This is a genomic window from Escherichia sp. Marseille-Q3837 (genome assembly GCF_916618735.1).
GTDB lineage: Bacteria > Pseudomonadota > Gammaproteobacteria > Enterobacterales > Enterobacteriaceae > Escherichia > Escherichia ruysiae.
The window spans coordinates 2,278,219-2,303,928 of sequence record NZ_CAKAKC010000001.1 but is presented as its reverse complement, the minus strand read 5'-3'; the positions used below and the strand labels follow the sequence as shown (position 1 = coordinate 2,303,928).

The window sequence follows — 25,710 nt, the reverse complement described above, 5'->3', positions numbered from 1 at the left end:
ATGCTACCTGTTGTATCCCAATTTCATACAGTTAAGGACAGGCCATGAGTAAGATTTTTGAAGATAACTCGCTGACTATCGGTCACACACCGCTGGTTCGCCTGAATCGCATCGGTAACGGACGTATTCTGGCGAAGGTGGAATCTCGTAACCCCAGCTTCAGCGTTAAGTGCCGTATCGGTGCCAATATGATTTGGGATGCCGAAAAACGCGGCGTGCTGAAACCCGGCGTTGAACTGGTTGAACCCACCAGCGGCAACACTGGTATTGCTCTGGCTTATGTGGCAGCCGCTCGCGGTTATAAACTCACTCTGACCATGCCAGAGACAATGAGTATTGAACGCCGCAAACTGCTGAAAGCCCTGGGCGCAAACCTGGTACTGACTGAAGGCGCGAAAGGCATGAAAGGCGCGATTCAAAAAGCAGAAGAAATTGTCGCCAGTAACCCAGAGAAATACCTGCTGCTACAACAATTCAGCAACCCGGCGAATCCGGAAATTCATGAAAAAACCACCGGTCCGGAGATCTGGGAAGATACCGACGGTCAGGTTGATGTATTTATTGCGGGTGTCGGTACTGGCGGTACGCTGACCGGCGTCAGCCGCTACATTAAAGGCACCAAAGGCAAGACTGACCTCATCTCTGTTGCCGTTGAGCCAACCGATTCTCCCGTCATCGCCCAGGCGCTGGCAGGTGAAGAAATCAAACCCGGCCCGCATAAAATCCAGGGCATCGGCGCTGGCTTTATCCCGGCGAACCTTGATCTCAAACTGGTCGATAAAGTTATTGGCATCACCAATGAAGAAGCTATCTCTACTGCACGTCGTTTAATGGAAGAAGAAGGCATTCTTGCCGGAATCTCTTCCGGCGCGGCGGTTGCTGCGGCGTTGAAACTACAAGAAGATGAAAGCTTTACCAATAAGAATATTGTGGTTATTCTGCCATCATCGGGTGAGCGTTATTTAAGCACCGCATTATTTGCCGATCTCTTTACCGAAAAAGAATTGCAACAGTAATGCCAGGTTGTTAAAAATGCGTAAAAAAGCACCTTTTCAGGTGCTTTTTTGTGGCCTACTTCAAATTTTAGCCTCTCCTGGCATTGATTCAGCCTGTCGGAACTGGTATTTAACCTGACTAATTATTTTGATGCGCGAAATTAATCGTTACAGGAAAAGCCTTAGCTGAATCGATTTTATGATTTGGTTCAATTCTTCCTTTAGCGGCATAATGTTTAATGATGAACGAAACGTCAGCGGTCGATATCCGCCAGCAATGGACTGTACAGAACACTTCGTGCGTCGCGTCTGTTAAAAACTGGCGCTAACAATACAGGCTAAAGTCAAACCGCCAGGCTAGACTTTAGTTCCACAACACTAAACCTATAAGTTGGGGAAATACAATGTTCCAGCAAGAAGTTACCATTACCGCTCCGAACGGTCTGCACACCCGCCCTGCTGCCCAGTTTGTAAAAGAAGCTAAGGGCTTCACTTCTGAAATTACTGTGACTTCCAACGGCAAAAGCGCCAGCGCGAAAAGCCTGTTTAAACTGCAGACTCTGGGCCTGACTCAAGGGACCGTTGTGACTATCTCCGCTGAAGGCGAAGACGAGCAGAAAGCGGTTGAACATCTGGTTAAACTGATGGCGGAACTCGAGTAATTTCCCGGGTTCTTTTAAAAATCAGTCACAAGTAAGGTAGGGTTATGATTTCAGGCATTTTAGCATCCCCGGGTATTGCTTTCGGTAAAGCTCTGCTTCTGAAAGAAGACGAAATCGTCATTGACCGGAAAAAAATTTCTGCCGACCAGGTTGATCAGGAAGTTGAACGTTTTCTGAGCGGTCGTGCCAAGGCATCAGCCCAGCTGGAAACGATCAAAACGAAAGCTGGTGAAACGTTCGGTGAAGAAAAAGAAGCCATCTTTGAAGGGCATATTATGCTGCTCGAAGATGAGGAGCTGGAGCAGGAAATCATAGCCCTGATTAAAGATAAGCACATGACGGCTGACGCAGCTGCTCATGAAGTTATTGAAGGTCAGGCTTCTGCCCTGGAAGAACTGGATGATGAATACCTGAAAGAGCGTGCGGCTGACGTGCGTGATATCGGTAAGCGCCTGCTGCGCAACATCCTGGGTCTGAAGATTATCGATCTGAGCGCCATTCAGGATGAAGTCATTCTGGTTGCCGCTGACCTGACACCGTCCGAAACCGCACAGTTGAACCTGAAGAAGGTGCTGGGTTTCATCACCGACGCGGGTGGCCGTACTTCCCACACTTCTATTATGGCGCGTTCTCTGGAGCTGCCGGCCATCGTGGGTACTGGTAGCGTCACTTCGCAGGTGAAAAATGACGACTATCTGATTCTGGATGCCGTAAATAATCAGGTTTACGTCAATCCAACCAACGAAGTTATCGATAAATTGCGCGCTGTTCAGGAGCAAGTTGCTTCTGAAAAAGCAGAGCTTGCTAAACTGAAAGATCTCCCGGCTATTACGCTGGACGGTCACCAGGTAGAAGTGTGCGCTAACATCGGTACTGTTCGTGATGTTGAAGGTGCAGAACGTAACGGCGCTGAAGGCGTTGGTCTGTATCGTACCGAATTCTTGTTCATGGACCGCGACGCGCTGCCAACAGAAGAAGAACAGTTTGCTGCCTATAAAGCAGTGGCTGAAGCGTGTGGTTCGCAGGCTGTTATCGTTCGTACCATGGACATTGGCGGCGACAAAGAGCTGCCGTACATGAACTTCCCGAAAGAAGAGAACCCGTTCCTCGGCTGGCGTGCTATCCGTATCGCGATGGATCGTAAAGAGATCCTGCGCGATCAGCTCCGCGCTATCCTGCGTGCCTCGGCTTTCGGTAAATTGCGCATCATGTTCCCGATGATCATCTCTGTCGAAGAAGTACGCGCTCTGCGCAAAGAGATCGAAATCTACAAGCAGGAACTGCGCGACGAAGGTAAAGCGTTTGACGAATCAATTGAAATTGGCGTAATGGTGGAAACACCGGCTGCCGCAACAATTGCGCGTCATTTAGCCAAAGAAGTTGATTTCTTTAGTATCGGCACCAATGATTTAACGCAGTACACTCTGGCAGTTGACCGTGGTAATGATATGATTTCACACCTTTACCAGCCAATGTCACCGTCCGTGCTGAACTTGATCAAGCAAGTTATTGATGCTTCTCATGCTGAAGGCAAATGGACTGGCATGTGTGGTGAGCTTGCTGGCGATGAACGTGCTACACTTCTGTTGCTGGGGATGGGTCTGGACGAATTCTCTATGAGCGCCATTTCTATCCCGCGCATTAAGAAGATTATCCGTAACACGAACTTCGAAGATGCGAAGGTGTTAGCAGAGCAGGCTCTTGCTCAACCGACAACGGACGAGTTAATGACGCTGGTTAACAAGTTCATTGAAGAAAAAACAATCTGCTAATCCACGAGATGCGGCCCAATTTACTGCTTAGGAGAAGATCATGGGTTTGTTCGATAAACTGAAATCTCTGGTTTCCGATGACAAAAAGGATACCGGAACTATTGAGATCATTGCTCCGCTCTCTGGCGAGATCGTCAATATCGAAGACGTGCCGGATGTCGTTTTTGCGGAAAAAATCGTTGGTGATGGCATTGCTATCAAACCAACTGGTAACAAAATGGTCGCTCCGGTTGACGGCACCATTGGTAAAATCTTTGAAACCAACCACGCGTTCTCTATCGAATCCGATAGCGGCGTTGAGCTGTTCGTCCACTTCGGTATCGACACCGTTGAACTGAAAGGCGAAGGCTTCAAGCGTATTGCTGAAGAAGGTCAGCGCGTGAAAGTTGGCGATACGGTTATTGAATTCGATCTGCCGCTGCTGGAAGAGAAAGCCAAGTCTACCCTGACTCCGGTTGTTATCTCCAACATGGACGAAATCAAAGAACTGATCAAACTGTCCGGTAGCGTGACTGTGGGTGAAACCCCGGTTATCCGCATCAAGAAGTAATTCTTGCCGCAATGAAAAATGGCGCCATCGGCGCCATTTTTTTATGCTTCTAACAGCGGCGGCAAAATCAATTCATCGCTCTCATGTTGCTGGGTATAACGCATTACCTCCAGCACACGTAAGCCCGCGCTGTGTACTGCGTCGGTTAACGCCTTCCCTTTCAGTAACCCACTAATAAGCTGGGCGCAAAACAGATCGCCAGTACCTTTCAGGTCGGTTTTTACCCGTGAATGGGAAATGACATTCACGCTATCGGCACTGACCACCACCACCTGCATCTCCTGATGTTCTTCATTGCCGGAGGCGCTGGTAACAACCACCCATTTTAATGTCTCTGAAAGCAGGCTTTTTGCAGCAGCAATGGCGCTGTCGAGGTCGCGGCAGTTTTTACCGGTCAATATTTCCAGCTCAAAGATATTTGGCGTAATCCCCTGCGCCAGCGGCAGTAAATATTGCCGATACGCATCGGGAAGATCAGCTTTGACGTAAATACCGCTATCAATATCGCCAATCACCGGATCAACCATAATCAGCAAGTCAGGATGCTCTTCGCGTAAGGCTGTCAGCCATTCGGCAAGGATTTTGATTTGCGATGCCGTCCCCATATAGCCCGTGGTAACAGCGCGAAGTTGGCGCAGCGCATCACGCTCCTGTAGCGCACGCAAATAGCCGCTAAACCACTCGTCCGGAATCGCACCACCGTAGAACGTATCGTAATGCGGCGTATTGCTCAGCAACACGGTCGGCACGGAAAAGACCTTCAGGCCGTTCTGTTTAATCGCAGGCACGGCAATGCTGTTACCTACGCTGCCGTACACGACCTGCGACTGCACGGCGACGATATCCGCCTGCAGCGCCCTGCTCTTATCGTTAAACAACAACAAACTACTCATTTAGTTTTTCTCCTTGCCGATGATCCCCATCGTATTCCAACCGAAACTTTACCTGATTCTGGCAGTCAAATCGGCTATCACAAAACAAGGATAAGGTAATTCAGTGAAGAAAATCATTTGTCTGGTCATTACGCTGTTAATGGCACTTCCCGCTTACGCGAAGTTAACAGCCTATGAAGAAGCCCGCATCAACGCCATGTTGGATGCATTAGCACAGAAAAAGGATTTGATATTTGTACGCAACGGCGATGAACACACCTGTGATGAAGCGGTTTCCCACCTGCGTCTGAAGCTGGGCAATATCCGTAATCGCATTGATACTGCCGAGCAATTTATTGATAAGGTTGCCTCGTCATCATCGATTACCGGAAAGCCTTACATTGTGAAGATCCCTGGTAAGAGCGATGAAAACGCGCAACCTTTTTTACATACGTTAATTGCCCGGACGGATAAAACAGTGCCTGCGCAATAAACTCAAATCCCCGCCCCCTGGCTAAAGTGTTCTTCGCCAAATACGCCGGTGGAAAGGTAGCGATCGCCGCGATCGCAGATGATCGCCACCACTACCGCGCCAGCGTTAGCTTTTGCCACGCGCAGCGCACCAGCAACCGCGCCGCCAGAACTAACGCCGCAGAAAATACCTTCCCGCACCGCCAGTTCGCGCATGGTGTTTTCCGCATCGCGCTGATGAATATCCAGCACCTCATCCACCAGCGAGGCGTTGAAAATCCCCGGCAGATATTCCGCTGGCCAGCGGCGAATCCCCGGAATGCTGCTGCCCTCTTCTGGCTGCAGGCCAACAATGGTCACCGGTTTGGATTGCTCGCGCATAAACCGTGACACGCCGGTAATGGTGCCGGTCGTCCCCATACTGGAGACAAAATGGGTAATGCGCCCACCGGTCTGCTGCCAAATTTCCGGCCCGGTGGTGGTGTAATGTGCATAAGGGTTATCGGGGTTGTTGAACTGATCGAGCAACTTGCCTTCGCCCCGGTTCGCCATTTCCAGCGCCAGATCGCGCGCGCCTTCCATGCCTTGTTCTTTGGTCACCAGAATCAGCTCCGCACCATAGGCACGCATCGCCGCACGGCGTTCCTGGCTCATGTTGTCGGGCATCAGCAATTTCATGCGATAGCCTTTAAGCGCGGCAATCATTGCCAGCGCAATGCCGGTGTTACCGCTGGTGGCTTCAATCAACACATCGCCCGGTTTAATCTCACCGCGTTTTTCCGCCTCAACAATCATCGATAGCGCCGCACGATCTTTCACCGAGCCTGCCGGGTTATTACCTTCCAGTTTTAACCAGACTTCACTGCCGTTATCCGGCCCCATTCGCTGTAACTTCACCAGAGGCGTATTGCCTATTGTTTGTTCTAATGTACTCACGATCTCTGTCCATACATGGTGTTGCCTGATGCGAGGCTTGTGCGTCTTATCAGGTCTACAGGTTACAAAACCTTGCCATTAAAAAGCCCGGATCGCGGGAAGCGCCTCCGGGCGTTTAACATTCACTCAACCTATCAGGCGCTTTGTGCGAGAGCAAGTTCCTCATCGCGGGTTTCGATACGCTCGTCACCGTTATACAGCCGCGCATGTTGCAGCCCAACAAACAGGCGATCGCCGCGTACTGGCGCGTCATCCCCGCGCATCACCACGGTTAGCGGGTCGTCATACCATCCCAGCGGCTGCACCACTAATTGGGTGTAGTGGCCTTTCGGGCTGGCTTCCAGCACCTGAACCGGCAGCGGCGAATCCAGGCTGGTGCGGCGGCTGATATCCACTTCCCACGGACGCAGGAAGAGATCCACCGGCCCCTGATAGGCAGGCGTATATCCCAGCGGCCAGCGATGTGCGCCAACATGGAACTGCCCGCCGCGAATGGTGCCACGCAGACGGTTTACTTCGCCCATAAATTCCAGCACAAAACGGGTCGCCGGTTCGCGCCATACTTGATCCGGCGCGTCAGCCTGTTCAATATTGCCCTGGCTCATCACCACCACGCGGTTAGCGACTTCCATCGCTTCTTCCTGGTCGTGGGTCACGAAGACGCTGGTGAATTTCAGTTCTTCATGCAGTTGACGCAACCAACGACGCAGCTCTTTACGCACCTGCGCATCCAGTGCGCCGAACGGTTCATCGAGCAGCAGAATTTGCGGTTCAACAGCAAGGGCGCGCGCCAGCGCCACACGCTGTTTCTGACCGCCCGAAAGCTGTGCCGGATAACGATCCGCCAGATGAGCAAGCTGCACCATCTCCAGCAATTTTGTCACTTTCGCTTTGATGGCTGCGGCATTTGGCCGCTCGCGACGCGGCAGCACCGTCAGGCCAAAAGCGATATTGTCGAATACCGTCATATGGCGGAACAACGCGTAATGCTGGAACACGAAACCGACTTTACGGTCGCGCGCGTGCAGGCGGCTGACGTCAGTGCCGTTGAAGCGAATATGTCCGCTGGTTTGATGTTCCAGCCCGGCAATAATACGCAGCAGCGTGGTTTTCCCGGAACCGGACGGCCCCAGCAGCGCGACCATCTGGCCTGAAGGAATATCCAGTGAGATATCGTTCAGCACCTGGGTGCGACCAAAAGACTTCTTAATCCTGGCAATCTCAATGCTCATGATGTTCCTCCTGCTGCGCGCGTTTTTCCTGATTCTCCAGGCGCCATTGCAACATACTCTTCAAAAACAGGGTGATAATCGCCATCAGCGTCAATAACGCCGCAGCGGTAAAGGAGCCGACAGTGTTGTAGTCCTGCTCCAGCAATTCAATTTGTAACGGCAGCGACAGGGTTTCGCCGCGAATCGAGCCGGAAACCACCGATACCGCGCCAAACTCGCCAATTGCGCGGGCGTTGGTCAGCACCACGCCGTAAAGCAGCGCCCAGCGAATATTCGGCAGCGTGACGCGGCGGAACATCTGCCAGCCAGATGCACCAAGCAAAATCGCCGCTTCGTCTTCCTGGCTGCCCTGGCTCAACATCACCGGCACCAGCTCGCGCACCACAAACGGGCATGTCACGAAGATGGTGACCAGCACCATCCCCGGCCAAGAGAACATAATTTGTAGGTTATGCTCGTCGAGCCAACCGCCCAGCGGGCCATTCGAGCCGTAAAACAGCAGATAGACCAGACCGGCAACCACCGGCGATACGGCAAACGGGATGTCCAGCAGCGTCAGCAGCAACTGACGTCCCGGAAAATCAAAACGCGTCACCAGCCAGGCCAGCAGAATGCCGAATACCAGGTTTACCGGTACGGCAATCAGGGCGATCATCACCGTCAGCCAGATGGCGTGCAGCATGTCCGGGTCGGCCAGATTCTGTAAAACCGGTATCAGCCCTTTGCTGAATGCCTGCACGAAGATGTAAATCATTGGCACCAGCAGGATGAACGCCGAAACCAGCATCCCGGTGCCAATCAGAAACCATTTGCCCCAGTTAATCGGGCGCGCGTCATAACGCTTCAATTGGGTAACTTCCGCCATTAATGACCTACCACACGCCGACCAAAGCGACTTTGCAGAGTGTTAATAGAGAACAGCAGCAGCAGTGATGCCGCGAGGATCACCGAAGCGATCGCGCTCGCCGCCGGGTAATCAAATTCCTGTAACCGCACAAAAATCATCAGCGATGTGACTTCGGTTTTCCATGCGATGTTCCCGGCGATAAAAATCACTGCGCCAAACTCACCGAGGCTACGGGTGAACGACAGCGCCACACCCGCCACCAGCGCAGGGGAAAGCTCCGGCAGCACCACTTTGCAGAAACTCTGCCAGCGCGTTGCTCCGAGCGTTTCCGCCGCTTCTTCATATTCCGGGCCTAACTCTTCAAGCACCGGCTGCACGGTACGCACCACAAACGGAATACTGGTAAAGGCCATTGCCACCGCAATCCCCAGCCAGGTGTAGGTGACTTTGATATCAAACTTCGCCAGCCATTCACCGTAAAAACCGTTGACCGAAAACAGCGAAGCCAGCGTTAAACCTGCTACCGCCGTCGGCAATGCAAACGGCAAATCCATCAGCGCATCAAGCAGAGTGCGCCCCGGAAAGCGATAACGGGTTAGGATCCATGCCATCAGCAGACCGAAAACGCCGTTAAAAATCGATGCCACAAACGCCGACAGCAACGTCACTTTATAGGCCGCCACCACCTGCGGGTTGGTGATCACCTCCCAGTACTGCGCCCAGCTCATCTCAGAGAGCTGCATCACCAGTGCGGAAAGCGGCAGTAACAAAATCAGGCACACAAACAGCAGACTGGTGCCGAGGCTTAAGGTAAAGCCCGGCAGCACACGTCTGGAAGCGACGGCAAACATCAGCTACGCCCCGCCGCTAACAGCTTGTCTAACTCGCCGCCGCTGGTGAAGTGAGTTTTCATCACTTCCGGCCAGGAGCCAAATTTGTCTTCCACGCGGAACAGCTCGGTCTGCGGGAATTTATCTTTCAGTTTGTCCATAACTTCCGGGTTATTTACGCGGTAGTAATAGTCGGTGATGATGGTTTGCGCCTGCGGGCTGTAGAGCCAGTTCAGGTAAGCTTTGGCGGCTTTTTCCGTACCGTTGGCCTGCACGTTTTTATCCACCCACGCCACCGGGAACTCCGCCAGAATGTTGGTTTTTGGAATCACCACTTCGAAGCCCTGCGCTTCATACTGTTTACGGATGTTGTTCACTTCCGATTCGAAGCTGATCAGCACATCGCCCAAACCGCGCTCGGCAAAAGTGGTGGTTGCGCCACGACCGCCGGTATCGAACACTTCGACGTTTTTCAGGAACTGGGTCATAAACTGTTCGGTTTTGGCTTTATCGCCACCGTCGGCTTTATCCGCTGCGCCCCACGCGGCTAAATAGGTGTAGCGCGCGTTACCGGACGTTTTCGGGTTCGGGAAAATCAGCTTCACGTCGGAGCGAACCAAATCGTTCCAGTCGTGGATATTCTTCGGGTTGCCCTTACGCACCAGGAAGCCCATGGTGGAGTAGAACGGCGAGCTGTTGTTCGGCAGGCGCGACTGCCAGTCCGCCGGGATCAGCTTGCCTTTGTCGTGCAGGATTTGTACGTCGGTCACCTGGTTATAAGTAACAACGTCGGCTTTTAAGCCCTGCAAAATCGCCAGCGCCTGTTTTGATGACCCGGCATGAGATTGTTTTATCGTCAGTTTGTCGCCGCCGTTATCTTTTGCCCACTGCTGTTCAAACGGGGTATTCAGGGCTGCAAACAGCTCGCGGGAGACGTCATAAGAACTGTTAAGCAGTTCCGTTGCCTGCACGTGGCCAGCCAGCAGCAGCGAAGCGACCAGCGCGAGAGAGTTCTTTTTCAGTAAGTTAACGGCCATTGCGCACCCTTATATATTTAATGACTTTCTAATAGCCATCATATTTATAACGGGCATGAAAGGAGTAACGGTTTTATATACCGTTTGGTGATTTGGAAGTTGAAAAGGGAATAAGAACTTGGTTCAACAGGCGTAATTGTTGCAGTCAGTTTGAACACGGACAGCGCGGAGAAACCGGAGCGTACACATAGTACGTGAGGATTTCGAGCACTGCCCGGGGCAAAAATGACAAATAAAATAGCCTGGTGAACTTAGTTCAAGACGAAATCCTCCCCACTAATGCAGGGAGGAAACAGAGGTGAATCAGATGCCGACGCTAACCGTCTCCGGTAGTGTGCTACCGCCATCGATCACATTCTGTGTACCTGTTAAATAGCTGGATTCATCCGACGCGAGGAAGGCTGCCAGTTCGCCGACTTCCAGCGGATCGGCGAGGCGACGCAGCGGGATTGCTTTTGCCATTTCGGTGAGCACCAATTCCGGATCTTGCGGATTTGACTGACGGGCGATGCTTTCCGCCATTGGCGTGCGAACGTAACCAGGGCAGATTGCATTAACGCGAATCCCCGACTGTGCATACTCCACCGCCAGCGATTTGGTCAGCCCCACAATCGCCGCTTTCGTTAAGGCATACGCTGTTTCGCCCGGATCGGCCACCATATCGCCGGTGACCGAAGACATCATCACAATGCGACCATCTTTGCGGGCAATCATCTCCGGCAGCACCGCCTTCGTGACGTTCCAGACACCTTTGATATTGATATCAATATGGAAATCGCGATCGTCATCGCTCATTTCAAGAAAACTACCCAGACGGCAAACACCTGCGTTATTCACCAGAATATCAATGCGCCCTTCTTTTTCCTTCGCGCGCTTGATCGCTGCCGTAACTGACACCGGGTCGCGTACATCGGCAATTACCGCCGTACAGCGATGACCACGACCACACAGCTCATCCGCCAGCTTTTCAATCTCAGGGGAGATATCCAGCAAGATTAGGTTTGCGCCATGACGCGCAAAGGTTCTGGCAATTCCTTCACCAATGCCTTGCGATGCGCCCGTAATCAGTGCTGTCTTGCCCGTGAGTTTACCCATTTCAAGTTTCTCCTTTTGAATACAGAGCATTACGCTCTATTGTCCCTACCATACCTGAATAACAGATCAATGCTGAGGAGTGGATCTAAATTCAGGAAAATCTTAAGTAAAATCTCCCATAACCACAACTCTGTCATTGTATGCATTCCCTGCTGTACATAATCAGGCAGGGAGATATGATTCACTCCATATGAAATTATTCGAAGGCAAATATTTAAGGTGATTGTATATGCAACTTGAAAAAATGATTACTGAAGGTTCGAACAGCGCCTCGGCTGAAATCGACCGCGTATCGACGCTGGAAATGTGCCGGATTATCAACGATGAAGATAAAACCGTTCCATTGGCCGTTGAGCGAGTACTGCCGGATATCGCAGCGGCGATTGATGTCATCCACGCCCAGGTGAGCGGTGGCGGTCGTCTGATTTATCTCGGTGCCGGAACTTCCGGTCGGCTGGGGATTCTGGATGCCAGCGAGTGCCCCCCAACCTACGGCGTGAAACCTGGTCTGGTGGTTGGTTTGATTGCTGGCGGCGAATATGCCATTCAGCACGCGGTGGAAGGCGCGGAAGACAGCCGGGAAGGCGGCGTCAACGATCTGAAAAATATTGCGTTAACGGCGCAGGATGTGGTTGTCGGTATTGCTGCCAGTGGTCGCACGCCGTATGTGATTGCCGGGCTGGAATACGCTCGCCAGTTGGGCTGCCGCACGGTGGGCATTTCCTGTAATCCCGGTAGTGCTGTTTCAACAACCGCAGAGTTTGCTATTACGCCAGTCGTCGGGGCTGAAGTGGTTACCGGTTCTTCGCGGATGAAAGCAGGTACGGCGCAGAAACTGGTGCTCAACATGCTCTCCACCGGGCTGATGATTAAGTCAGGAAAAGTGTTCGGCAACCTGATGGTCGATGTGGTCGCCACCAATGAAAAACTACACGTGCGCCAGGTCAATATTGTCAAAAACGCGACCGGATGTAGCGCGGAACAGGCGGAAGCGGCGCTAATTGCCTGCGATCGCCACTGCAAAACAGCGATTGTAATGGTCTTGAAAAATCTCGATGCCGCAGAAGCGAAAAAACGCCTGGCGCAGCATGGCGGTTTTATTCGTAAGGCTCTGGAAAAGGAATAACCTATGGCTAAAGAGATCAGCAGTGAGCTTCTGAACACCATTCTTACCCGCGTCGGCGGCGCGGGAAATATCGCCAGTTGTGGTCACTGTATGACGCGTCTGCGTCTCGGTGTACATGACAGTTCACTGGTTGATCCTGATATCAAAACGCTGGAAGGGGTGAAGGGTGTCATTTTGACCAGCGATCAAGTACAGGTGGTATTTGGGTCGGGCAAAGCGCATCGTGCCGCAAAAGCGATGAGCGTGTTGTTGGGTGAAACACCAGTGCAGGATGCCGCAGAAATCGCCGCTCAGAACAAACGTCAGTTAAAAGCCAGACAAACCTCTGGCGTGCAGCAATTTCTCGCCAAATTCGCCACTATCTTTACGCCGCTAATCCCCGGATTTATTGCCGCCGGTCTGCTGCTGGGGATTGCGACGTTAATCGCCACGGTGATGCACGTTCCGGCAGATGCCCAGGGAACGCTGCCCGATGCGCTGAATTTTATGAAGGTATTCAGCAAAGGCTTATTCACCTTCCTGGTGATCCTGGTGGGATATAACGCCGCTCAGGCCTTCGGCGGCACAGGTGTAAATGGCGCGATTATCGCCGCACTGTTTTTGCTCGGTTATAACCCAGGCGCGACCACCGGTTACTACGCTGGTTTTCACGATTTCTTCGGCCTGCCTATCGATCCGCGCGGAAATATCATCGGCGTACTGATTGCCGCCTGGGCCTGCGCCCGCATTGAAGGTATGGTGCGTCAATTTATGCCGGACGATCTCGACATGCTGCTGACCTCGTTAATCACTCTGCTGATCACCGCTACGCTGGCATATCTGGTGATTATGCCGCTGGGAGGCTGGTTATTCGAAGGCATGTCCTGGCTGTTTATGCATCTGAACAGTAATCCACTTGGCTGTGCAGTGCTTGCCGGACTGTTCCTGATTGCCGTGGTCTTCGGCGTGCATCAGGGCTTTATTCCCGTTTATCTTGCCTTGATGGACAGCCAGGGTTTCAACAGTCTATTCCCGATCCTTTCAATGGCAGGCGCAGGTCAGGTGGGCGCGGCGCTGGCGCTTTACTGGCGCGCGCAGCCGCACAGTGCCTTACGCAGCCAGGTGCGCGGGGCGATTATCCCTGGTCTGCTGGGCGTTGGTGAACCGTTGATTTACGGTGTCACCCTGCCGCGCATGAAACCGTTTGTTACCGCTTGTTTAGGCGGCGCAGCAGGTGGATTGTTTATTGGTCTTATCGCATGGTGGGGTCTGCCGATGGGGCTAAACAGTGCCTTTGGGCCGTCTGGCCTGGTGGCGTTGCCGCTGATGACTTCGGCACAAGGCATCCTTCCGGCAATGGCTGTGTATGCAGGTGGGATTCTGGTGGCATGGATTAGCGGGTTCATTTTCACCACGCTCTTTGGCTGCCGTGACGTCAATCTGGACTAAGCCGTAACTTAGAAACAAAACAGCCCGATACGCTACGCTTATCGGGCCTGCAGGTTAACTGCAATTTATTGAATTTTAACGATCATACAGGCCGGATAAAGCATTTACGCCGCTCCGGCAAGACGCTACAGGTGCGTGAGTAAAACTTACAGCGCCATCAGCTTGTCCAGCGACGGTGCGAAGTAATAGCCGCCAGTGACCGGTTTGGTGAAACGTAACATTGCGTCACGTTTGCCATCAGTATCGCCAAACATGCTCAGCAGCTGTTGCTCAATGTTGTGCAGACGTGCGCAGTAAGCGCAGAAGTACAGACCGTGCGTGCCGCTGGCTGTACCGTATGGCAAGCTCTGGCGAACAATCTTCAGCCCTTTGCCGTCTTCTTTCAGATCAACGCGGGTCAGGTGAGAGGTTTCCGGACGTTCGTCGCCGTCAATCTCTTCGTTGGCTTCTTTGGTGCGCCCGATCATCATCTCCTGATCGTGAACACTCATACGGTTAAGCTGCTTCAGGTTGTGCTCCCAACGCTGCACAAACACATAGCTGCCGCCCGCATCCACGCCGTCTTTGATAACCGCCACTTCGCGACGCGTCTCTTCACCCGCCGGGTTTTCTGTACCGTCAACAAAGCCGCTCAGGTCACGCTCTTCAACCCAACGGAAGCCGTGGATCTCTTCTTTCACCTCAATGCAGTCACCAAAGGCTTCCATCGCCGCCTGAGCGACAGAGAAGTTTACGTCGTGACGCAGAGAAAGAATGTGGATCAACACATCGAACTGGGTCGTCGGCGCAAGACCTTTACCGTAGCCCGGAAAATCTTTCAGCTCTTCGGCCCCAACGCCGCCACTCAGAGCACGCCAGGTGTTGTTACCAAAGGCAACCACAGCACCGAGATGCGCGTCCGGGAATTTTGCTTCAAAGGTTGCCAGTTTATCGGCAAAGGTTTTACTGGCCGCACGCAGGGCATCAACATCCCCTTTTACGTTGGCTTCAATCCAAATCGCTGCGCGGCAATGTTCTGGCAAAATGCCACTCTGAACCTGAGACATTGTTCCTCCTGAAAATAAGAATGCCACGCAATCCGTGGCATTGTTGGGCGCTATTTTACGTGTTTTTTCGCGGCGGCGGTTTGTTCAGACGCAAATTAACGCCGCCAGATAATTTTACTGACTTTCCAGTTTTTCAGGGTATCGTCTGAAGGCATTAACCCTTCAGGACCACTCCACTCACCGCTGAACTGGTAGCTAATATGTTGACTGCCTTCGGCTTTACATTCGACGGCACGATTATCATCACTGTCGGCCTTTTGGCAATTGCCAAATGCTTTGCTGTAAAGGTCGCTAAACGGTGTACCGATTTTAACACCGGTGTCAGCAGCAATATCGCTATCCAGCACATCAATGCGGCTGATCGTGCCTTGATCGCCGTTAATCACCATCGCCACGTTGTCGCCTTTCATCACTTCAAAAAAGCGCACCACGTTGCCGTTCGCGGTTTTCATTCCGCTGCGCAGGCGATAATCGCCATCAAGCGCATCGGCAATGGCTTGTTCTTGCAGTGGTGTGGACGCCGTTAATTCACCCACGCCCTGCTCGCTCACTTTGGTGGACGAACCAAACCAGTTCCACGGGTTAGCGGCAGACCAGTTAACTGACGACATCGTGGAACAGCCGGCCAGCATCAACGGCATAGCGCATAACATTAAACGCAGCGATTTCATGTCACTTCCTTTGGTTATTCAATAACGTTGCTTGGAGTGCAAATTCACCAAAAAGTGCCGTTATTCTTTTTCTTCATTAAAACAAGCGCGTAAACGTCGATTGGTCAGCAGCCAGATTAACGCCACAATATCCGCCACTACCAGCGCCAGACCGATACCGCTAACGGATTCACCGTTCAGCCACAGCCACGGTTGCCAGCAAAGTAAAACCACTTGCGCTAACAGCAACAGAAAATAGAGCCCATGCCAGGTGCGAGGAAACGTAGCCCGCCGACCGCTCAACAAAAACGCCAGCACCGCCGGAATGCCAGGAATCAGCCCCAGCCAGAAATTATCGTGATCGGGATAAAACAGATTTAGCAGCGCAGTACCCTGCTCGCGCGACGCACCGGCAATCACAAACAGTACCCAGGTTCGCGCCTGTAGCAAAAGCACAATCCAGAAGAGAAAAGGTAAACGCAGGCGTCCGTGCGCATCATAATGGACAGGATGAAACTCAGTACTCTTCATCTTCAATCAAACGCTTACCCAGACTCAGCACGTCGGCGTGTTCATATCCCAGGCGTTCATACATTCCGAGCACCATGTCGTTATCTTCCGGCACGTTGATCTGAATTTTCGGGCAGCCGCGAGCAATCAGCTTTTTCTCCAGCCGGTTAAGCAACGCATTGGCAATCCCACGCCCACGAAACTCAGGATGCACGCCAAGATAATAAGCAGACCCGCGATGCCCGTCATAACCGCCCATCACCGTTCCGACCACTTCACCGTTCACCTCAGCGACCAGAAACAAACTGACGTCATGGTTCATCTTGCGCTCGATGTCCATTTCCGGATCATTCCACGGACGCAGCAAGTCGCAACGCTCCCAAAGGGTGATGACCTCTTCGAAATCTTCCTGGCGAAATACGCGTATCTCCATGGTATTCGTTACCTTTTTGCGGGTTAAAAGGGTGATTATGGCGTGAACGGTTGAATTAGCCAATATCTGACGAAAATCGGTTGAAAAAGTGGCATAATGGGGAGTTGTCAACTATTGAAATGAAAAGTAAAACAATTCTCAACAGCAAACGGTCGTAACGGATTACGCGATACGATATAACATCTGGAACTTTATTATTACAACTCAGGCCGTATGAGCACTTTTAAACCACTAAAAACACTCACTTCGCGCCGCCAGGTGCTGAAAGCCGGATTGGCTGCCCTGACGTTGTCAGGCATGTCGCAAGCCATCGCCAAAGAAGAACCTTTAAAAACCAGTAACGGACACAGTAAGCCGAAAACCAAAAAAGCCGGCGGCAAACGTGTCGTTGTTCTCGATCCAGGCCACGGCGGGATTGATACCGGGGCGATTGGCCGCAATGGATCGAAAGAAAAACATGTGGTGCTGGCAATTGCCAAAAACGTCCGTTCCATTTTGCGCAATCATGGCATTGATGCGCGTTTAACGCGTTCTGGCGATACGTTTATCCCACTGTACGATCGCGTTGAAATCGCCCATAAACATGGCGCGGATCTGTTTATGTCAATTCACGCCGACGGCTTTACCAACCCAAAAGCCGCAGGTGCATCAGTCTTTGCCCTATCTAACCGTGGCGCAAGTAGTGCGATGGCAAAATATTTGTCGGAACGCGAAAACCGTGCCGATGAAGTCGCCGGGAAAAAAGCGACTGACAGAGATCATCTATTGCAGCAAGTGCTGTTTGATCTGGTGCAAACAGATACCATTAAAAACAGCCTGACGCTTGGCTCGCATATTCTGAAGAAGATTAAGCCGGTGCATAAACTGCACAGCCGCAACACCGAACAAGCCGCGTTTGTGGTGTTGAAATCGCCGTCGGTTCCTTCAGTGCTGGTGGAAACTTCGTTTATCACCAACCCGGAAGAAGAGCGACTGTTAGGCACGGCGGCGTTTCGTCAGAAAATTGCCACAGCGATTGCTGAAGGCGTGATCAGTTATTTCCACTGGTTTGACAACCAGAAAGCACACTCGAAAAAACGGTAAGTTATGAAGCCCGACGCACACCAGGTTAAACAGTTCCTGCTCAACCTTCAGGACACAATTTGCCAGCAGCTAAGCGCCGTAGATGGCGCAGAGTTTGTCGAAGATAGCTGGCAGCGCGACGCTGGCGGCGGCGGGCGTAGTCGGGTGTTGCGTAATGGTGGTGTTTTCGAACAGGCGGGCGTCAACTTTTCTCACGTCCACGGTGAGGCGATGCCTGCTTCCGCCACCGCTCATCGCCCGGAACTTGCCGGGCGCAGTTTTGAGGCGATGGGCGTTTCGCTGGTCGTGCATCCGCATAATCCGTATGTTCCCACCAGCCACGCGAATGTGCGCTTTTTTATTGCCGAAAAACCAGGCGCCGATCCTGTCTGGTGGTTTGGCGGTGGCTTCGACTTAACCCCCTTCTATGGCTTTGAAGAAGACGCCATTCACTGGCACCGCACCGCCCGTGACCTGTGCCTGCCATTTGGTGAAGACGTTTATCCCCGTTACAAAAAGTGGTGCGACGATTACTTCTACCTCAAACATCGCAACGAACAGCGCGGTATTGGCGGGCTGTTCTTTGATGATCTGAACACGCCAGATTTCGACCACTGTTTTGCCTTTATGCAGGCAGTAGGCAAAGGCTACACCGACGCTTATTTACCAATTGTAGAGCGACGTAAAGCGATGGAATACGGCGAGCGCGAGCGTAATTTCCAGCTCTACCGTCGCGGGCGTTATGTCGAGTTCAACCTGGTCTGGGATCGCGGCACGCTGTTTGGCCTGCAAACTGGCGGGCGCACCGAATCGATCCTGATGTCAATGCCGCCGCTGGTACGCTGGGAGTACGATTATCAGCCGGAAGAAGGCAGTCCGGAAGCGGCGTTGAGTGAGTTTATTCAGGTCAGGGATTGGGTGTAACTCCCTCACCCCAACTCCCGCATCCGCTGATGCAGCGTCAGTGACGGCTTCTCGGCAAACAGTTGCTGGTAATCCGTGGCGAATTGCCCCAGATGCCAGAATCCCCACTGCATGGCAGCGTCTTTTACCGTTGTGCTTTGCGACCACGGGCTTATCAGTTCGCGTCGCACGGCGTTCAGACGAATACGTTTCAACCACGCGTTCGGGCCAATGCCTAAAATAGCGTGAAACGCGTTTTGTAACGTGCGGCGACTGACATGCAGTTGATTACACAAGTCCAGCACCGTCACCGGTTCGGACATGTTTTCCAGCACATATTCACGGGCGCGGGAAAGCAATCGACGGTAACTCTGATGACTGATGCTTTCCGCCGTCATCATCGGCTGCGCTTCTTCCAGCATCGCCCCCATCGCCATTAGCAAATTATCCCCCAGCACTTTACGCACCGCAGGCTGATGAAGATTTTCCGGGTTCTCGCAAAACGTCGCCAGCGCCTGTTGGACAAAGCCCCACAGAGCGGCTTTATGCTGCTCTTTCACTTCCAGCGCCGACTGGCTACGCAGCATATGTAATACCCGATCCGGATTATGCAAAAAGTTAGCCTGCCGGGTAATGACGTCTTCAGAAAGCACCACGCCAAGAATTGTGTAATCGTCCGGCGTACTTAATTCAAACTCGGTTCCACCAGGGCGCGTGGCAATTTCTGCGCTTCCCAGACATTGCGAACCGATAAATCCCTGTTCACCACGTGTCGCCGGAATGCCAAACCAGAACGAGTTCGGCCAGACCAGACACGACTGACGCAGCGCCAGACCGGTGTATTCACGGAAAACCTGAATATCATCGAGCAGGATTTCCGTAAATTCACCATGAAACTTGCCCGGATGGAGCTGATCGTAAATCTGCTGCCAGGCGGTAATCGTCAAGGCATGTTCATAGACATCCGTTGTCTGTCGTTGATGAACATTATCCACTTCGACCTTCGGCGTGAGCTTCAGGTTTTCGGGTAAGGGTTCATGATAAAGATGGTGCAAATTGGCTGTACGGGTCTTTTTCATGATGTTAATGCCGGGTGTTGTATGACACCCGGCACCTCCGACAGGTTAATGGGGCTTGAGACGATAACGACTACTGCGTTTACGTAACGTCCCGGCAGAAAAGAGCTGTTCGAGCGCATTTCTGGCTTTTTCCAGCGGCCAGCCAAAGTGGGCAGCCACTTCTCCTGCCGTCATTCCCTGACGTACTGATGTTAACAGCGCCAACAACTCGTCAGCAGATCCCTCGGCAATAGCGGACGCGTCAGGTTGCTTCGGCTGGCGATTAAAGCCAGTAACCAGCCACTGGGTGTCATCATCAGGCCGACCAATCTCCTTGCGGCTGATGACACGCCCGGTACGCATCGCGGCGGCACAACCTGCATCCAGCGCCGCACGACACGCCGCCAGATCGCCTTCCACCACCAGCGTTAAGCGACCAGGGTCAAGCACTTCGTGACTGAGCAGACGCACGTTAGCCGCTTTCAGCATGGCATCCGCCGCATCTATCGCGGCGACCATGCCGTCCACTTCCAGCAATCCCAGTGCATTGATCATCGGCAACCTCCGTTACGCACGCTGGATTGGATTACGCGCGATTTCCAGCACGGCATCGGTAAAGGCGTTGCAGGCCGCTTTACACGCTGCCTGGCTACCGGTTAAAAATGCCGCTGAATAGTTGGTTTCTGACGGTGGCGGTACATAGGTCACCAGTTGCACGTCAGCCGATTTCAACGCCGCATCAATGCCATAGGTCGCTTCCAGCGGCGGCGCCACCAGATACGCCAGCGGATCGCCAAGCGTGATCCCGGCGGTTGATGAGAGATAAGAACCGGTACGCGAAACTACATGCGCGAGGAATGCGGTGTCTTGCTTATCGTTCGCCCACTGGAACGCCGCACCATTTTCAATATGCGCAACCATCGCATCCAGGCCGGCACGCACTTCCGCCGGGTTTGGCCCGCCGAGCATAATCAGCACTTCACCGGCAGTCGGTGACGGTCCGTGCGCCGCTCCGGCATACAGCGAGCGGCCATACACCACTTCGACCATCGCCTGCTTGGTCGCTTCGTCAGCCGCAATGTAGGTGACGTCATCGGAATCAGCAGAAATCAGCCCGAGACTACGAATATGCGGCGGTAATTTCAGTTCACGCGCAAAATCAGCGTTAACGGAGGCAATCACCCGCATGGCGGTGACCGACGGTCGAATCAAATCTAAAGCTGGCATGATGCCTCCTTATCGGGTCATGTTGATGCCGGATGCTTTCTGCTCCAGCATACGTTTCGCCAAATCCACAATGACGGCTGCGGCTTCAACCGGCGGTGTACCGCCCTGGTGAATGTTAGAGATGCAGGTGCGATCGGCCTCAACGGTGGTCGCCATACGCGGCGAGTAAACAGCGTAGCAGGAGAGACTTTCCGACTGCCCTAACCCCGGACGTTCACCCACCAGCAGGATCACCACTTTCGCGCCGAGAAGTTCGCCAATCTGGTCTTCAATTTTCACGCGACCATAACGCACAAAGAACGGCGTACCGACTTTCAGCCCCGCCTGTTGCAGACCTGCCATCAGCGGCGGCAGGATCTCTTCATAGTTGACGGTGATGGCATCAGTTGACAAACCATCGGAGACAACGACCTGTACGTCCGGATTGGCAACGCACTGTGCTTTCAAGGCTTCAACAGCTTCCGCACACAGGCGACGCCCCATGTCCGGGCGAGTCAGGTAGAGATTTTTGTCACTGATTTCAGAGCGTACTTCCAGCAAACCCTGCGCTTTCACCCACTCTTCCGGCACTTCTTTCAGTACGGTATCTTTCGAACGAGAGTGGTCGGCCAGGAAACGCAGCAACGCCTGAGTACGCGGACGCGGGCCGGCACGACCGGTACAAACGCGAGCCACGGTGCTGCGACGCAGTTCTGTTAATACGTCTGCGCGATGCGGATTTTCCACGCCAATCCATGCCTTCGCTTCAGCGGAACCTAAATCCAGCGCGCAACTTTCAGAGGTCACCGGCGCAGCGCACGTTGTGGTGGCGCATTTGGTTTCCGCTGGCGCGGCATCCGCCTGCCCCATTGACGCCATCACGCTGCGTACAATTTCTTCAATCTGTTTTTGATCCATGATGTGTTATCTCCGCGTCATCAGAAGAACAGTGACGGATCGCCCGCCCGTTTGGTCAGGCGACCGTTTGCCATAATGCCCATGCTTTCCAGCCAGCGTTCAAACTCCGGTGACGGACGCAGGTTGAGTAACTGACGCACTGTGGCGGTGTCATGGAAGGCGGTGGTCTGATAGTTGAGCATGATGTCATCGCCCAGCGGCATCCCCATGATGTAGTTGCAGCCTGCGGTAGCAAGCAGGATCATCAGGTTTTCGTTGAGGTTCTGGTCAGCGTCAGCGTGGTTGGTGTAGCAGCAGTCACAGCCCATAGAGATGCCGCTCAGCTTGCCCATAAAGTGATCTTCTAAGCCCGCGCGGATAATCTGCCGGTCATTGTAGAGATACTCCGGCCCAATAAAACCGACCACGGTGTTGACGATAAACGGATCGTAATGACGCGCCAGCCCGTAGTTTCGCGCTTCCATCGTCACCTGGTCAGCGCCGAAATTAGCGCCAGCGGAGAGCGCAGAACCTTGCCCGGTTTCGAAGTAGAGGCAGTTTTCCCCGGCAATACGGTTGAACTCCGCGCCCACTGCGCGGGCTTCGTCAAGCATCGCCAGCTCCACGCCAAACTCTTTCAGCCCTTTTTCACTGCCACAAATACTCTGGAAAATCAGGCCGCCCGGCGCGCCGCGACGGATCGCTTCGATCTGGGTGGTGACATGCGCCAGCACGCAGCCCTGAGTTGGAATGTTGAATTTGTCGATAACACCGTAAATGGTGTCCAGCACGCGGCTTAAGTTTTCCACGTCATCAGTCACCGGGTTAACGCCAATCACCGCATCGCCCACGCCGAAAGAAAGCCCTTCGTAGATTTGTGCGGCAATACTTTGCACGTCGTCACGGGTATCATTTGGCTGCAAACGGGCGCTGAAAGTGCCTGGGATACCGATGGTGGTATTGGCCTTTTTGATCACCGGCATTTTCTTCGCGCCGTAGATGAGATCCGCGTTGGAACAAATTTTCGCCACCGCCGCGACCACTTCCGAGGTCAGCCCTTTGCGGGTAAAGGCAATGTCATCCACGCTGGTTTCGTCGCTCAGCACATACTCGCGCAGTTCGCTGATGCTCCAGTTTTTAATCTGGTTGTAGGCCGTTTCGTTAACGTCGTCCTGAATCAGCCGCGTTACGCAGTCCTCTTCATAAGAAATTACCGGATTATTGCGGATATCCGCCACCGTCATTTCCGACAACACCTGCTTTGCCGCCACGCGCTCCTGCGAGCTTGCCGCTGCAACGCCCGCCAGCACATCCCCCGAACGCAGTTCGTTGGCTTTAGCCAGCACCTCTTTTACATCCTTAAACTGATATACATTGCCGAACAATGTGGTCTTTAGTTTCATAAGTCGTTCCCTCAGGAAGGAAATGCGAGTGATTTCACCGTCACCGGCACAACCGATCCGCCAAAAAGAGGCGTACCAATGTCGATATAGTCCCCCGCGCGAACAATCACTTCGTCAATGACTGCCAACGGGAGTTGTTGTAGCTGTGGGCGCAATAACATGCCCAGAGCTTTACCAAAGTCCTGCCCGGCTACCACCAGCAGGGGATGCGGATTCGGAAAACGCGCGACGAAATCGACCAGCGCGTTGATGACCGTCAGTACCGAGGCGTAACGCACCGGAAGCCCGGCGGGAAGTGCCAGCACGTACGCGTCAGTTTTGGGGCATAGATCAAGCTGAATCAGCGCCTGTTGCCAGCCATTCACCAGATCCGTTTCATCAATTGGGATCGCCACTGGCAAATTGCGCAGCGGCAGTTGTACGCCCTCCAGCCAGATAGTGCTGCCCGAGAGCGAAAGGGTATGCGCGCCCGCGCCAATCACTGTGGCGCGCACGGTTTGCGCGGGAAACTGCACGTTCATTTCACGCAGGCGCGGATGCTCATGCAGCGCCGTTGCCAGCAACGGGCCAATATCGGCAAAACAGAACGGGTCAGCGGGCTGGTGGCGATAACATTCGCCAACTCCGCCGGAGAGCGTAATGATTTCGGGCGTTGCGCCTGCGGGCAGCAAACCGGTTTGCATCAATGCCTGCGCGAGCGGCGAGAGCGTTCCTTCAATCACTTCGACAATCAGCGCCGCCATCCGCCGGGTGACCTGCACCAGTTGCGCACCGGTCAGTGAACGGGCATCGGTGCCTGCGCCGAAGCACTCATCCACAATCATCTGCCCCGGTTTATGGGCGTAAACCACGCGTCCCTGGCTGTCGGTTTCCAACAGGCGACCGCCGACGTTGAGGCAGGCAGTCCCGCTGATTTTTCCGGCATCGAACAGGGCGTAGTTCGCAGTGCCACCGCCGATGTCAATATTCAGTACCCGACATAACCGTTGTTCAGAAAGGGTTTGCGCCCCGGCGCCGTGGCCTGCAATCACGGATTCGAGATGCGGTCCGGCGCTGGCGACGACAAAATCGCCCAGCGACCGGGAGAGCGCCATCACCGCCGGACGGGCATTGCGGGTTTTCGCGCTTTCACCGGTGATGATGATGGCACCAGAATCAACGCTTTCCGGCGCAATTCCCGCAGCCTGATATTGCTCTAAAATCAGCGATTTCAGTTCCGCTTCTTTTAAACCGCCCTGTTTATCGACAGGGGTAAAGAACACCGGGCTTTGCCAGCTAATTTCGCGTTTGATAAATTCGTAGCGCGGCACCTGCGACACCGCCGCACGGTTAACCAGTTCCAGATGGGAGAAGATCACCTGAGTGGTGGTGGTGCCGATATCAATACCGACGCTCAGTAGCTGGCGAGTGCTCACGATTGCGCCTCCGCTGCGTTTTTAGCCGTTGCCGCGTCTTCTTTTGGCACCAGCATCATCGCCACGCCAATCGCCGTGACGCCGCCGATCAGCTTGCCGACAATCATCGGGAAGATCATGGCGTTCATGTTGGCAGCCGCGAAGCCTAAATGGTCGCCCAGGGCGAAGGCTGCGGAAACGGCGAAGGCACAGTTGATGACTTTGCCGCGAGTATCCATCTGCTTCATCATGCCGAACATCGGGATATTGTTGGCAAGCGTCGCCACCATGCCTGCTGCCGCGATATTGTTCATATTCAGCACTTTACCGACGCTCATCAGCGGTTTTTCAAACCAGCGGGTCAGTAGCAGTACCATCGGATACGCGCCAAGCAGGACGCAGGAGATCGAACCGATAACCTCAATCGCGCGCATCACTTCGCCAGGTTTGTCGCCAGGCGCCATGAAGATGGGATCAAGACCGGGGATCAGTTCCCAGCCAAGCAGGAATTTCACCACCGCAGCGGCAAGACCGAGGGTAATTAATGCAACGAGAAATTTGGCGAAGATCTGGAAGCCGTTGATCATTTTTTCCGGGATGAACTTCAGCCCCAGCGCCACCAGCACCGCAACGATAAGCACCGGGATCATGTTCATCAGAATCAGGGCGAAGGTGAACTCCACCGGCTGGCCGTTGATCTGTACGCCTGAGTACATTGCCACCAGGCCACCGGCGATACAACCAATCGGAATGGTCACAATGCCCGCCAGCACGCCGAGTGCCAGATAACGACGATCTGAGGGTTCGATAATGCCGAGCGCCACCGGAATGGAAAACACAATCGTTGGCCCCATCATCGATCCGAGAATTAACCCAGAGTATAGCCACGCTGCTACGTCACCGCCCGCCAGCTCTTTGGCGAGGAAGAAGCCGCCCATATCGCACGCCAGCAGTGTTCCGGCGAACATGGAAGGGTTTGCGCCGAGCATTTCATAAACGGGGATGATTACCGGCCCAAGTACATGCGCCAGTACCGGTGCCAGCGCGGTCATACCGACCATCGCCAGACCCAGTGCGCCCATCGCCATAAAGCCTTCTTCGAACTGTCCGCCCGATCCTTCAATACTTTTACCGAATTTACCGAGGAAACGTGCAGAACCGCCGAACTGCGACAGGATCCTGTCTACGGCAGCTATCAGCATAAAGAACATCATGATGTACATGATGATTTCGTTAATTCCCATCGCCTTTACTCCCTGTTAGTTGTTATTTATTGGCGGATGCGGCGTAAACGC

At 53.4% G+C, this 25,710-nt stretch carries 27 protein-coding genes; 9 read left to right on the top strand and 18 right to left on the bottom strand.

Going from position 1 to position 25,710, the window contains the following annotated elements:
- The first annotated feature begins 44 nt into the window (after positions 1–44).
- The 4 genes from cysK to crr all read left to right on the top strand — a co-directional run bounded on the left by cysK (position 45) and on the right by crr (position 3,979).
- A complete protein-coding gene (gene cysK / locus LG381_RS10750) occupies positions 45–1,016 on the top strand; it encodes a cysteine synthase A (protein WP_000034402.1) in 972 nt (323 codons plus the stop codon).
- Positions 1,017–1,399: 383 nt separating this feature from the next.
- Positions 1,400–1,657, top strand: coding sequence for a phosphocarrier protein Hpr (ptsH, locus tag LG381_RS10745; RefSeq protein ID WP_000487600.1), 258 nt, complete (start codon positions 1,400–1,402; stop codon positions 1,655–1,657).
- Positions 1,658–1,701: 44 nt separating this feature from the next.
- Positions 1,702–3,429 carry a phosphoenolpyruvate-protein phosphotransferase PtsI gene (gene ptsI, locus LG381_RS10740; protein WP_000623129.1) on the top strand — a complete coding sequence of 576 codons (1,728 nt, stop codon included), beginning with the start codon at positions 1,702–1,704 and terminating at the stop codon, positions 3,427–3,429.
- A gap of 40 nt (positions 3,430–3,469) precedes the next feature.
- Complete coding sequence (gene crr / locus LG381_RS10735; RefSeq protein ID WP_000522247.1) at positions 3,470–3,979, top strand: PTS glucose transporter subunit IIA; 510 nt, start codon at positions 3,470–3,472, stop codon at positions 3,977–3,979.
- 41 nt (positions 3,980–4,020) lie between these two features.
- Here the strand turns inward: crr and pdxK are convergent, their stop codons facing one another.
- Positions 4,021–4,872 (bottom strand): pyridoxine/pyridoxal/pyridoxamine kinase, encoded by an 852-nt coding sequence (gene pdxK / locus LG381_RS10730; RefSeq protein WP_032225896.1) that lies wholly within the window; start codon positions 4,870–4,872, stop codon positions 4,021–4,023.
- Between the two features lie 103 nt (positions 4,873–4,975).
- On the opposite strand from pdxK, the gene LG381_RS10725 reads away from it, so the two are divergent.
- Positions 4,976–5,344: a YfeK family protein gene (locus LG381_RS10725; RefSeq protein WP_225762394.1), complete on the top strand. Its 369-nt coding sequence runs from the start codon at positions 4,976–4,978 to the stop codon at positions 5,342–5,344.
- Between the two features lie 2 nt (positions 5,345–5,346).
- On the opposite strand, the gene cysM is transcribed toward LG381_RS10725, so the two are convergent.
- The 6 genes from cysM to ucpA all read right to left on the bottom strand — a co-directional run bounded on the left by cysM (position 5,347) and on the right by ucpA (position 11,299).
- Complete coding sequence (gene cysM, locus LG381_RS10720; RefSeq protein WP_000105472.1) at positions 5,347–6,258, bottom strand: cysteine synthase B; 912 nt, start codon at positions 6,256–6,258, stop codon at positions 5,347–5,349.
- Between the two features lie 134 nt (positions 6,259–6,392).
- Entirely contained in the window at positions 6,393–7,490 is a 1,098-nt protein-coding gene (gene cysA, locus LG381_RS10715; RefSeq protein ID WP_225762393.1) for a sulfate/thiosulfate ABC transporter ATP-binding protein CysA, read from the bottom strand.
- Positions 7,480–8,355, bottom strand: a complete 876-nt coding sequence (gene cysW, locus LG381_RS10710) for a sulfate/thiosulfate ABC transporter permease CysW (protein WP_225762392.1) — start codon at positions 8,353–8,355, stop codon at positions 7,480–7,482. The genes cysA and cysW overlap by 11 nt, the downstream gene beginning before the upstream one ends.
- Positions 8,355–9,188, bottom strand: coding sequence for a sulfate/thiosulfate ABC transporter permease CysT (gene cysT / locus LG381_RS10705; RefSeq protein ID WP_032225900.1), 834 nt, complete (start codon positions 9,186–9,188; stop codon positions 8,355–8,357). Before cysT ends, cysW begins: the two co-directional genes overlap by 1 nt.
- Entirely contained in the window at positions 9,188–10,204 is a 1,017-nt protein-coding gene (gene cysP, locus LG381_RS10700) for a thiosulfate/sulfate ABC transporter substrate-binding protein CysP (protein ID WP_000290254.1), read from the bottom strand. Before cysP ends, cysT begins: the two co-directional genes overlap by 1 nt.
- 303 nt (positions 10,205–10,507) lie before the next feature.
- A complete protein-coding gene (gene ucpA, locus LG381_RS10695; RefSeq protein ID WP_225762391.1) occupies positions 10,508–11,299 on the bottom strand; it encodes an SDR family oxidoreductase UcpA in 792 nt (263 codons plus the stop codon).
- A 229-nt stretch (positions 11,300–11,528) separates the two neighbouring features.
- Here ucpA and murQ point away from each other — a divergent pair, with 229 nt between their 5' ends.
- Positions 11,529–12,425 carry an N-acetylmuramic acid 6-phosphate etherase gene (murQ, locus tag LG381_RS10690; RefSeq protein ID WP_001175639.1) on the top strand — a complete coding sequence of 299 codons (897 nt, stop codon included), beginning with the start codon at positions 11,529–11,531 and terminating at the stop codon, positions 12,423–12,425.
- A 3-nt stretch (positions 12,426–12,428) separates the two neighbouring features.
- Positions 12,429–13,853, top strand: coding sequence for a PTS N-acetylmuramic acid transporter subunit IIBC (gene murP / locus LG381_RS10685; RefSeq protein ID WP_001040441.1), 1,425 nt, complete (start codon positions 12,429–12,431; stop codon positions 13,851–13,853).
- Positions 13,854–13,999: 146 nt separating this feature from the next.
- Here the strand turns inward: murP and yfeX are convergent, their stop codons facing one another.
- The 4 genes from yfeX to LG381_RS10665 form a co-directional block, all read right to left on the bottom strand.
- The gene (yfeX, locus tag LG381_RS10680) at positions 14,000–14,899 is read right to left on the bottom strand and encodes a porphyrinogen peroxidase (RefSeq protein WP_010344616.1); all 900 of its coding nucleotides are present in this window, start codon (positions 14,897–14,899) and stop codon (positions 14,000–14,002) included.
- Between the two features lie 95 nt (positions 14,900–14,994).
- Positions 14,995–15,570, bottom strand: a complete 576-nt coding sequence (locus LG381_RS10675; protein ID WP_065227367.1) for an RpoE-regulated lipoprotein — start codon at positions 15,568–15,570, stop codon at positions 14,995–14,997.
- A gap of 60 nt (positions 15,571–15,630) precedes the next feature.
- Positions 15,631–16,080 (bottom strand): DUF2919 domain-containing protein, encoded by a 450-nt coding sequence (locus LG381_RS10670; protein ID WP_024212565.1) that lies wholly within the window; start codon positions 16,078–16,080, stop codon positions 15,631–15,633.
- Complete coding sequence (locus LG381_RS10665; protein WP_000406000.1) at positions 16,067–16,492, bottom strand: GNAT family acetyltransferase; 426 nt, start codon at positions 16,490–16,492, stop codon at positions 16,067–16,069. The genes LG381_RS10670 and LG381_RS10665 overlap by 14 nt, the downstream gene beginning before the upstream one ends.
- 213 nt (positions 16,493–16,705) lie before the next feature.
- Between LG381_RS10665 and amiA the strand changes: the two genes are divergently transcribed.
- Complete coding sequence (gene amiA / locus LG381_RS10660; protein ID WP_222680753.1) at positions 16,706–17,575, top strand: N-acetylmuramoyl-L-alanine amidase AmiA; 870 nt, start codon at positions 16,706–16,708, stop codon at positions 17,573–17,575.
- Between the two features lie 3 nt (positions 17,576–17,578).
- Positions 17,579–18,478 (top strand): oxygen-dependent coproporphyrinogen oxidase, encoded by a 900-nt coding sequence (gene hemF / locus LG381_RS10655; protein ID WP_225762390.1) that lies wholly within the window; start codon positions 17,579–17,581, stop codon positions 18,476–18,478.
- Between the two features lie 5 nt (positions 18,479–18,483).
- On the opposite strand, the gene eutR is transcribed toward hemF, so the two are convergent.
- From eutR to eutH, 7 genes are read right to left on the bottom strand one after another with little or no spacing between them, the layout of a single operon-like run.
- Positions 18,484–19,536 carry an HTH-type transcriptional regulator EutR gene (gene eutR / locus LG381_RS10650; protein ID WP_032225906.1) on the bottom strand — a complete coding sequence of 351 codons (1,053 nt, stop codon included), beginning with the start codon at positions 19,534–19,536 and terminating at the stop codon, positions 18,484–18,486.
- Positions 19,537–19,581: 45 nt separating this feature from the next.
- Positions 19,582–20,070 carry an ethanolamine utilization microcompartment protein EutK gene (gene eutK, locus LG381_RS10645; RefSeq protein ID WP_010350327.1) on the bottom strand — a complete coding sequence of 163 codons (489 nt, stop codon included), beginning with the start codon at positions 20,068–20,070 and terminating at the stop codon, positions 19,582–19,584.
- Positions 20,071–20,082: 12 nt separating this feature from the next.
- Positions 20,083–20,742, bottom strand: coding sequence for an ethanolamine utilization microcompartment protein EutL (gene eutL, locus LG381_RS10640; protein WP_001111028.1), 660 nt, complete (start codon positions 20,740–20,742; stop codon positions 20,083–20,085).
- A 9-nt stretch (positions 20,743–20,751) separates the two neighbouring features.
- A complete protein-coding gene (gene eutC / locus LG381_RS10635; RefSeq protein WP_137325486.1) occupies positions 20,752–21,639 on the bottom strand; it encodes an ethanolamine ammonia-lyase subunit beta in 888 nt (295 codons plus the stop codon).
- Positions 21,640–21,659: 20 nt separating this feature from the next.
- Complete coding sequence (gene eutB, locus LG381_RS10630) at positions 21,660–23,021, bottom strand: ethanolamine ammonia-lyase subunit alpha (protein WP_000769998.1); 1,362 nt, start codon at positions 23,019–23,021, stop codon at positions 21,660–21,662.
- 11 nt (positions 23,022–23,032) lie between these two features.
- A complete protein-coding gene (eutA, locus tag LG381_RS10625; RefSeq protein WP_225762389.1) occupies positions 23,033–24,436 on the bottom strand; it encodes an ethanolamine ammonia-lyase reactivating factor EutA in 1,404 nt (467 codons plus the stop codon).
- Positions 24,433–25,659, bottom strand: a complete 1,227-nt coding sequence (gene eutH / locus LG381_RS10620; protein ID WP_000512384.1) for an ethanolamine utilization protein EutH — start codon at positions 25,657–25,659, stop codon at positions 24,433–24,435. The genes eutA and eutH overlap by 4 nt, the downstream gene beginning before the upstream one ends.
- Between the last annotated feature and the right edge of the window lie 51 nt (positions 25,660–25,710).

What these genes read in the sequence shown, in the direction of transcription:
- ucpA (WP_225762391.1), bottom strand. Translation starts at nt 11,299, where the DNA reads ATGGGTAAACTCACGGGCAAGACAGCACTGATTACGGGCGCATCGCAA.
- amiA (WP_222680753.1), top strand. Translation starts at nt 16,706, where the DNA reads ATGAGCACTTTTAAACCACTAAAAACACTCACTTCGCGCCGCCAGGTG.
- murQ (WP_001175639.1), top strand. Translation starts at nt 11,529, where the DNA reads ATGCAACTTGAAAAAATGATTACTGAAGGTTCGAACAGCGCCTCGGCT.
- eutH (WP_000512384.1), bottom strand. Translation starts at nt 25,659, where the DNA reads ATGGGAATTAACGAAATCATCATGTACATCATGATGTTCTTTATGCTG.
- cysW (WP_225762392.1), bottom strand. Translation starts at nt 8,355, where the DNA reads ATGGCGGAAGTTACCCAATTGAAGCGTTATGACGCGCGCCCGATTAAC.
- cysK (WP_000034402.1), top strand. Translation starts at nt 45, where the DNA reads ATGAGTAAGATTTTTGAAGATAACTCGCTGACTATCGGTCACACACCG.
- ptsH (WP_000487600.1), top strand. Translation starts at nt 1,400, where the DNA reads ATGTTCCAGCAAGAAGTTACCATTACCGCTCCGAACGGTCTGCACACC.
- eutB (WP_000769998.1), bottom strand. Translation starts at nt 23,021, where the DNA reads ATGAAACTAAAGACCACATTGTTCGGCAATGTATATCAGTTTAAGGAT.
- LG381_RS10665 (WP_000406000.1), bottom strand. Translation starts at nt 16,492, where the DNA reads ATGGAGATACGCGTATTTCGCCAGGAAGATTTCGAAGAGGTCATCACC.
- cysT (WP_032225900.1), bottom strand. Translation starts at nt 9,188, where the DNA reads ATGTTTGCCGTCGCTTCCAGACGTGTGCTGCCGGGCTTTACCTTAAGC.
- eutC (WP_137325486.1), bottom strand. Translation starts at nt 21,639, where the DNA reads ATGGATCAAAAACAGATTGAAGAAATTGTACGCAGCGTGATGGCGTCA.
- eutR (WP_032225906.1), bottom strand. Translation starts at nt 19,536, where the DNA reads ATGAAAAAGACCCGTACAGCCAATTTGCACCATCTTTATCATGAACCC.
- murP (WP_001040441.1), top strand. Translation starts at nt 12,429, where the DNA reads ATGGCTAAAGAGATCAGCAGTGAGCTTCTGAACACCATTCTTACCCGC.
- eutK (WP_010350327.1), bottom strand. Translation starts at nt 20,070, where the DNA reads ATGATCAATGCACTGGGATTGCTGGAAGTGGACGGCATGGTCGCCGCG.
- crr (WP_000522247.1), top strand. Translation starts at nt 3,470, where the DNA reads ATGGGTTTGTTCGATAAACTGAAATCTCTGGTTTCCGATGACAAAAAG.
- LG381_RS10675 (WP_065227367.1), bottom strand. Translation starts at nt 15,570, where the DNA reads ATGAAATCGCTGCGTTTAATGTTATGCGCTATGCCGTTGATGCTGGCC.
- ptsI (WP_000623129.1), top strand. Translation starts at nt 1,702, where the DNA reads ATGATTTCAGGCATTTTAGCATCCCCGGGTATTGCTTTCGGTAAAGCT.
- cysA (WP_225762393.1), bottom strand. Translation starts at nt 7,490, where the DNA reads ATGAGCATTGAGATTGCCAGGATTAAGAAGTCTTTTGGTCGCACCCAG.
- yfeX (WP_010344616.1), bottom strand. Translation starts at nt 14,899, where the DNA reads ATGTCTCAGGTTCAGAGTGGCATTTTGCCAGAACATTGCCGCGCAGCG.
- LG381_RS10670 (WP_024212565.1), bottom strand. Translation starts at nt 16,080, where the DNA reads ATGAAGAGTACTGAGTTTCATCCTGTCCATTATGATGCGCACGGACGC.
- eutL (WP_001111028.1), bottom strand. Translation starts at nt 20,742, where the DNA reads ATGCCAGCTTTAGATTTGATTCGACCGTCGGTCACCGCCATGCGGGTG.
- cysP (WP_000290254.1), bottom strand. Translation starts at nt 10,204, where the DNA reads ATGGCCGTTAACTTACTGAAAAAGAACTCTCTCGCGCTGGTCGCTTCG.
- hemF (WP_225762390.1), top strand. Translation starts at nt 17,579, where the DNA reads ATGAAGCCCGACGCACACCAGGTTAAACAGTTCCTGCTCAACCTTCAG.
- pdxK (WP_032225896.1), bottom strand. Translation starts at nt 4,872, where the DNA reads ATGAGTAGTTTGTTGTTGTTTAACGATAAGAGCAGGGCGCTGCAGGCG.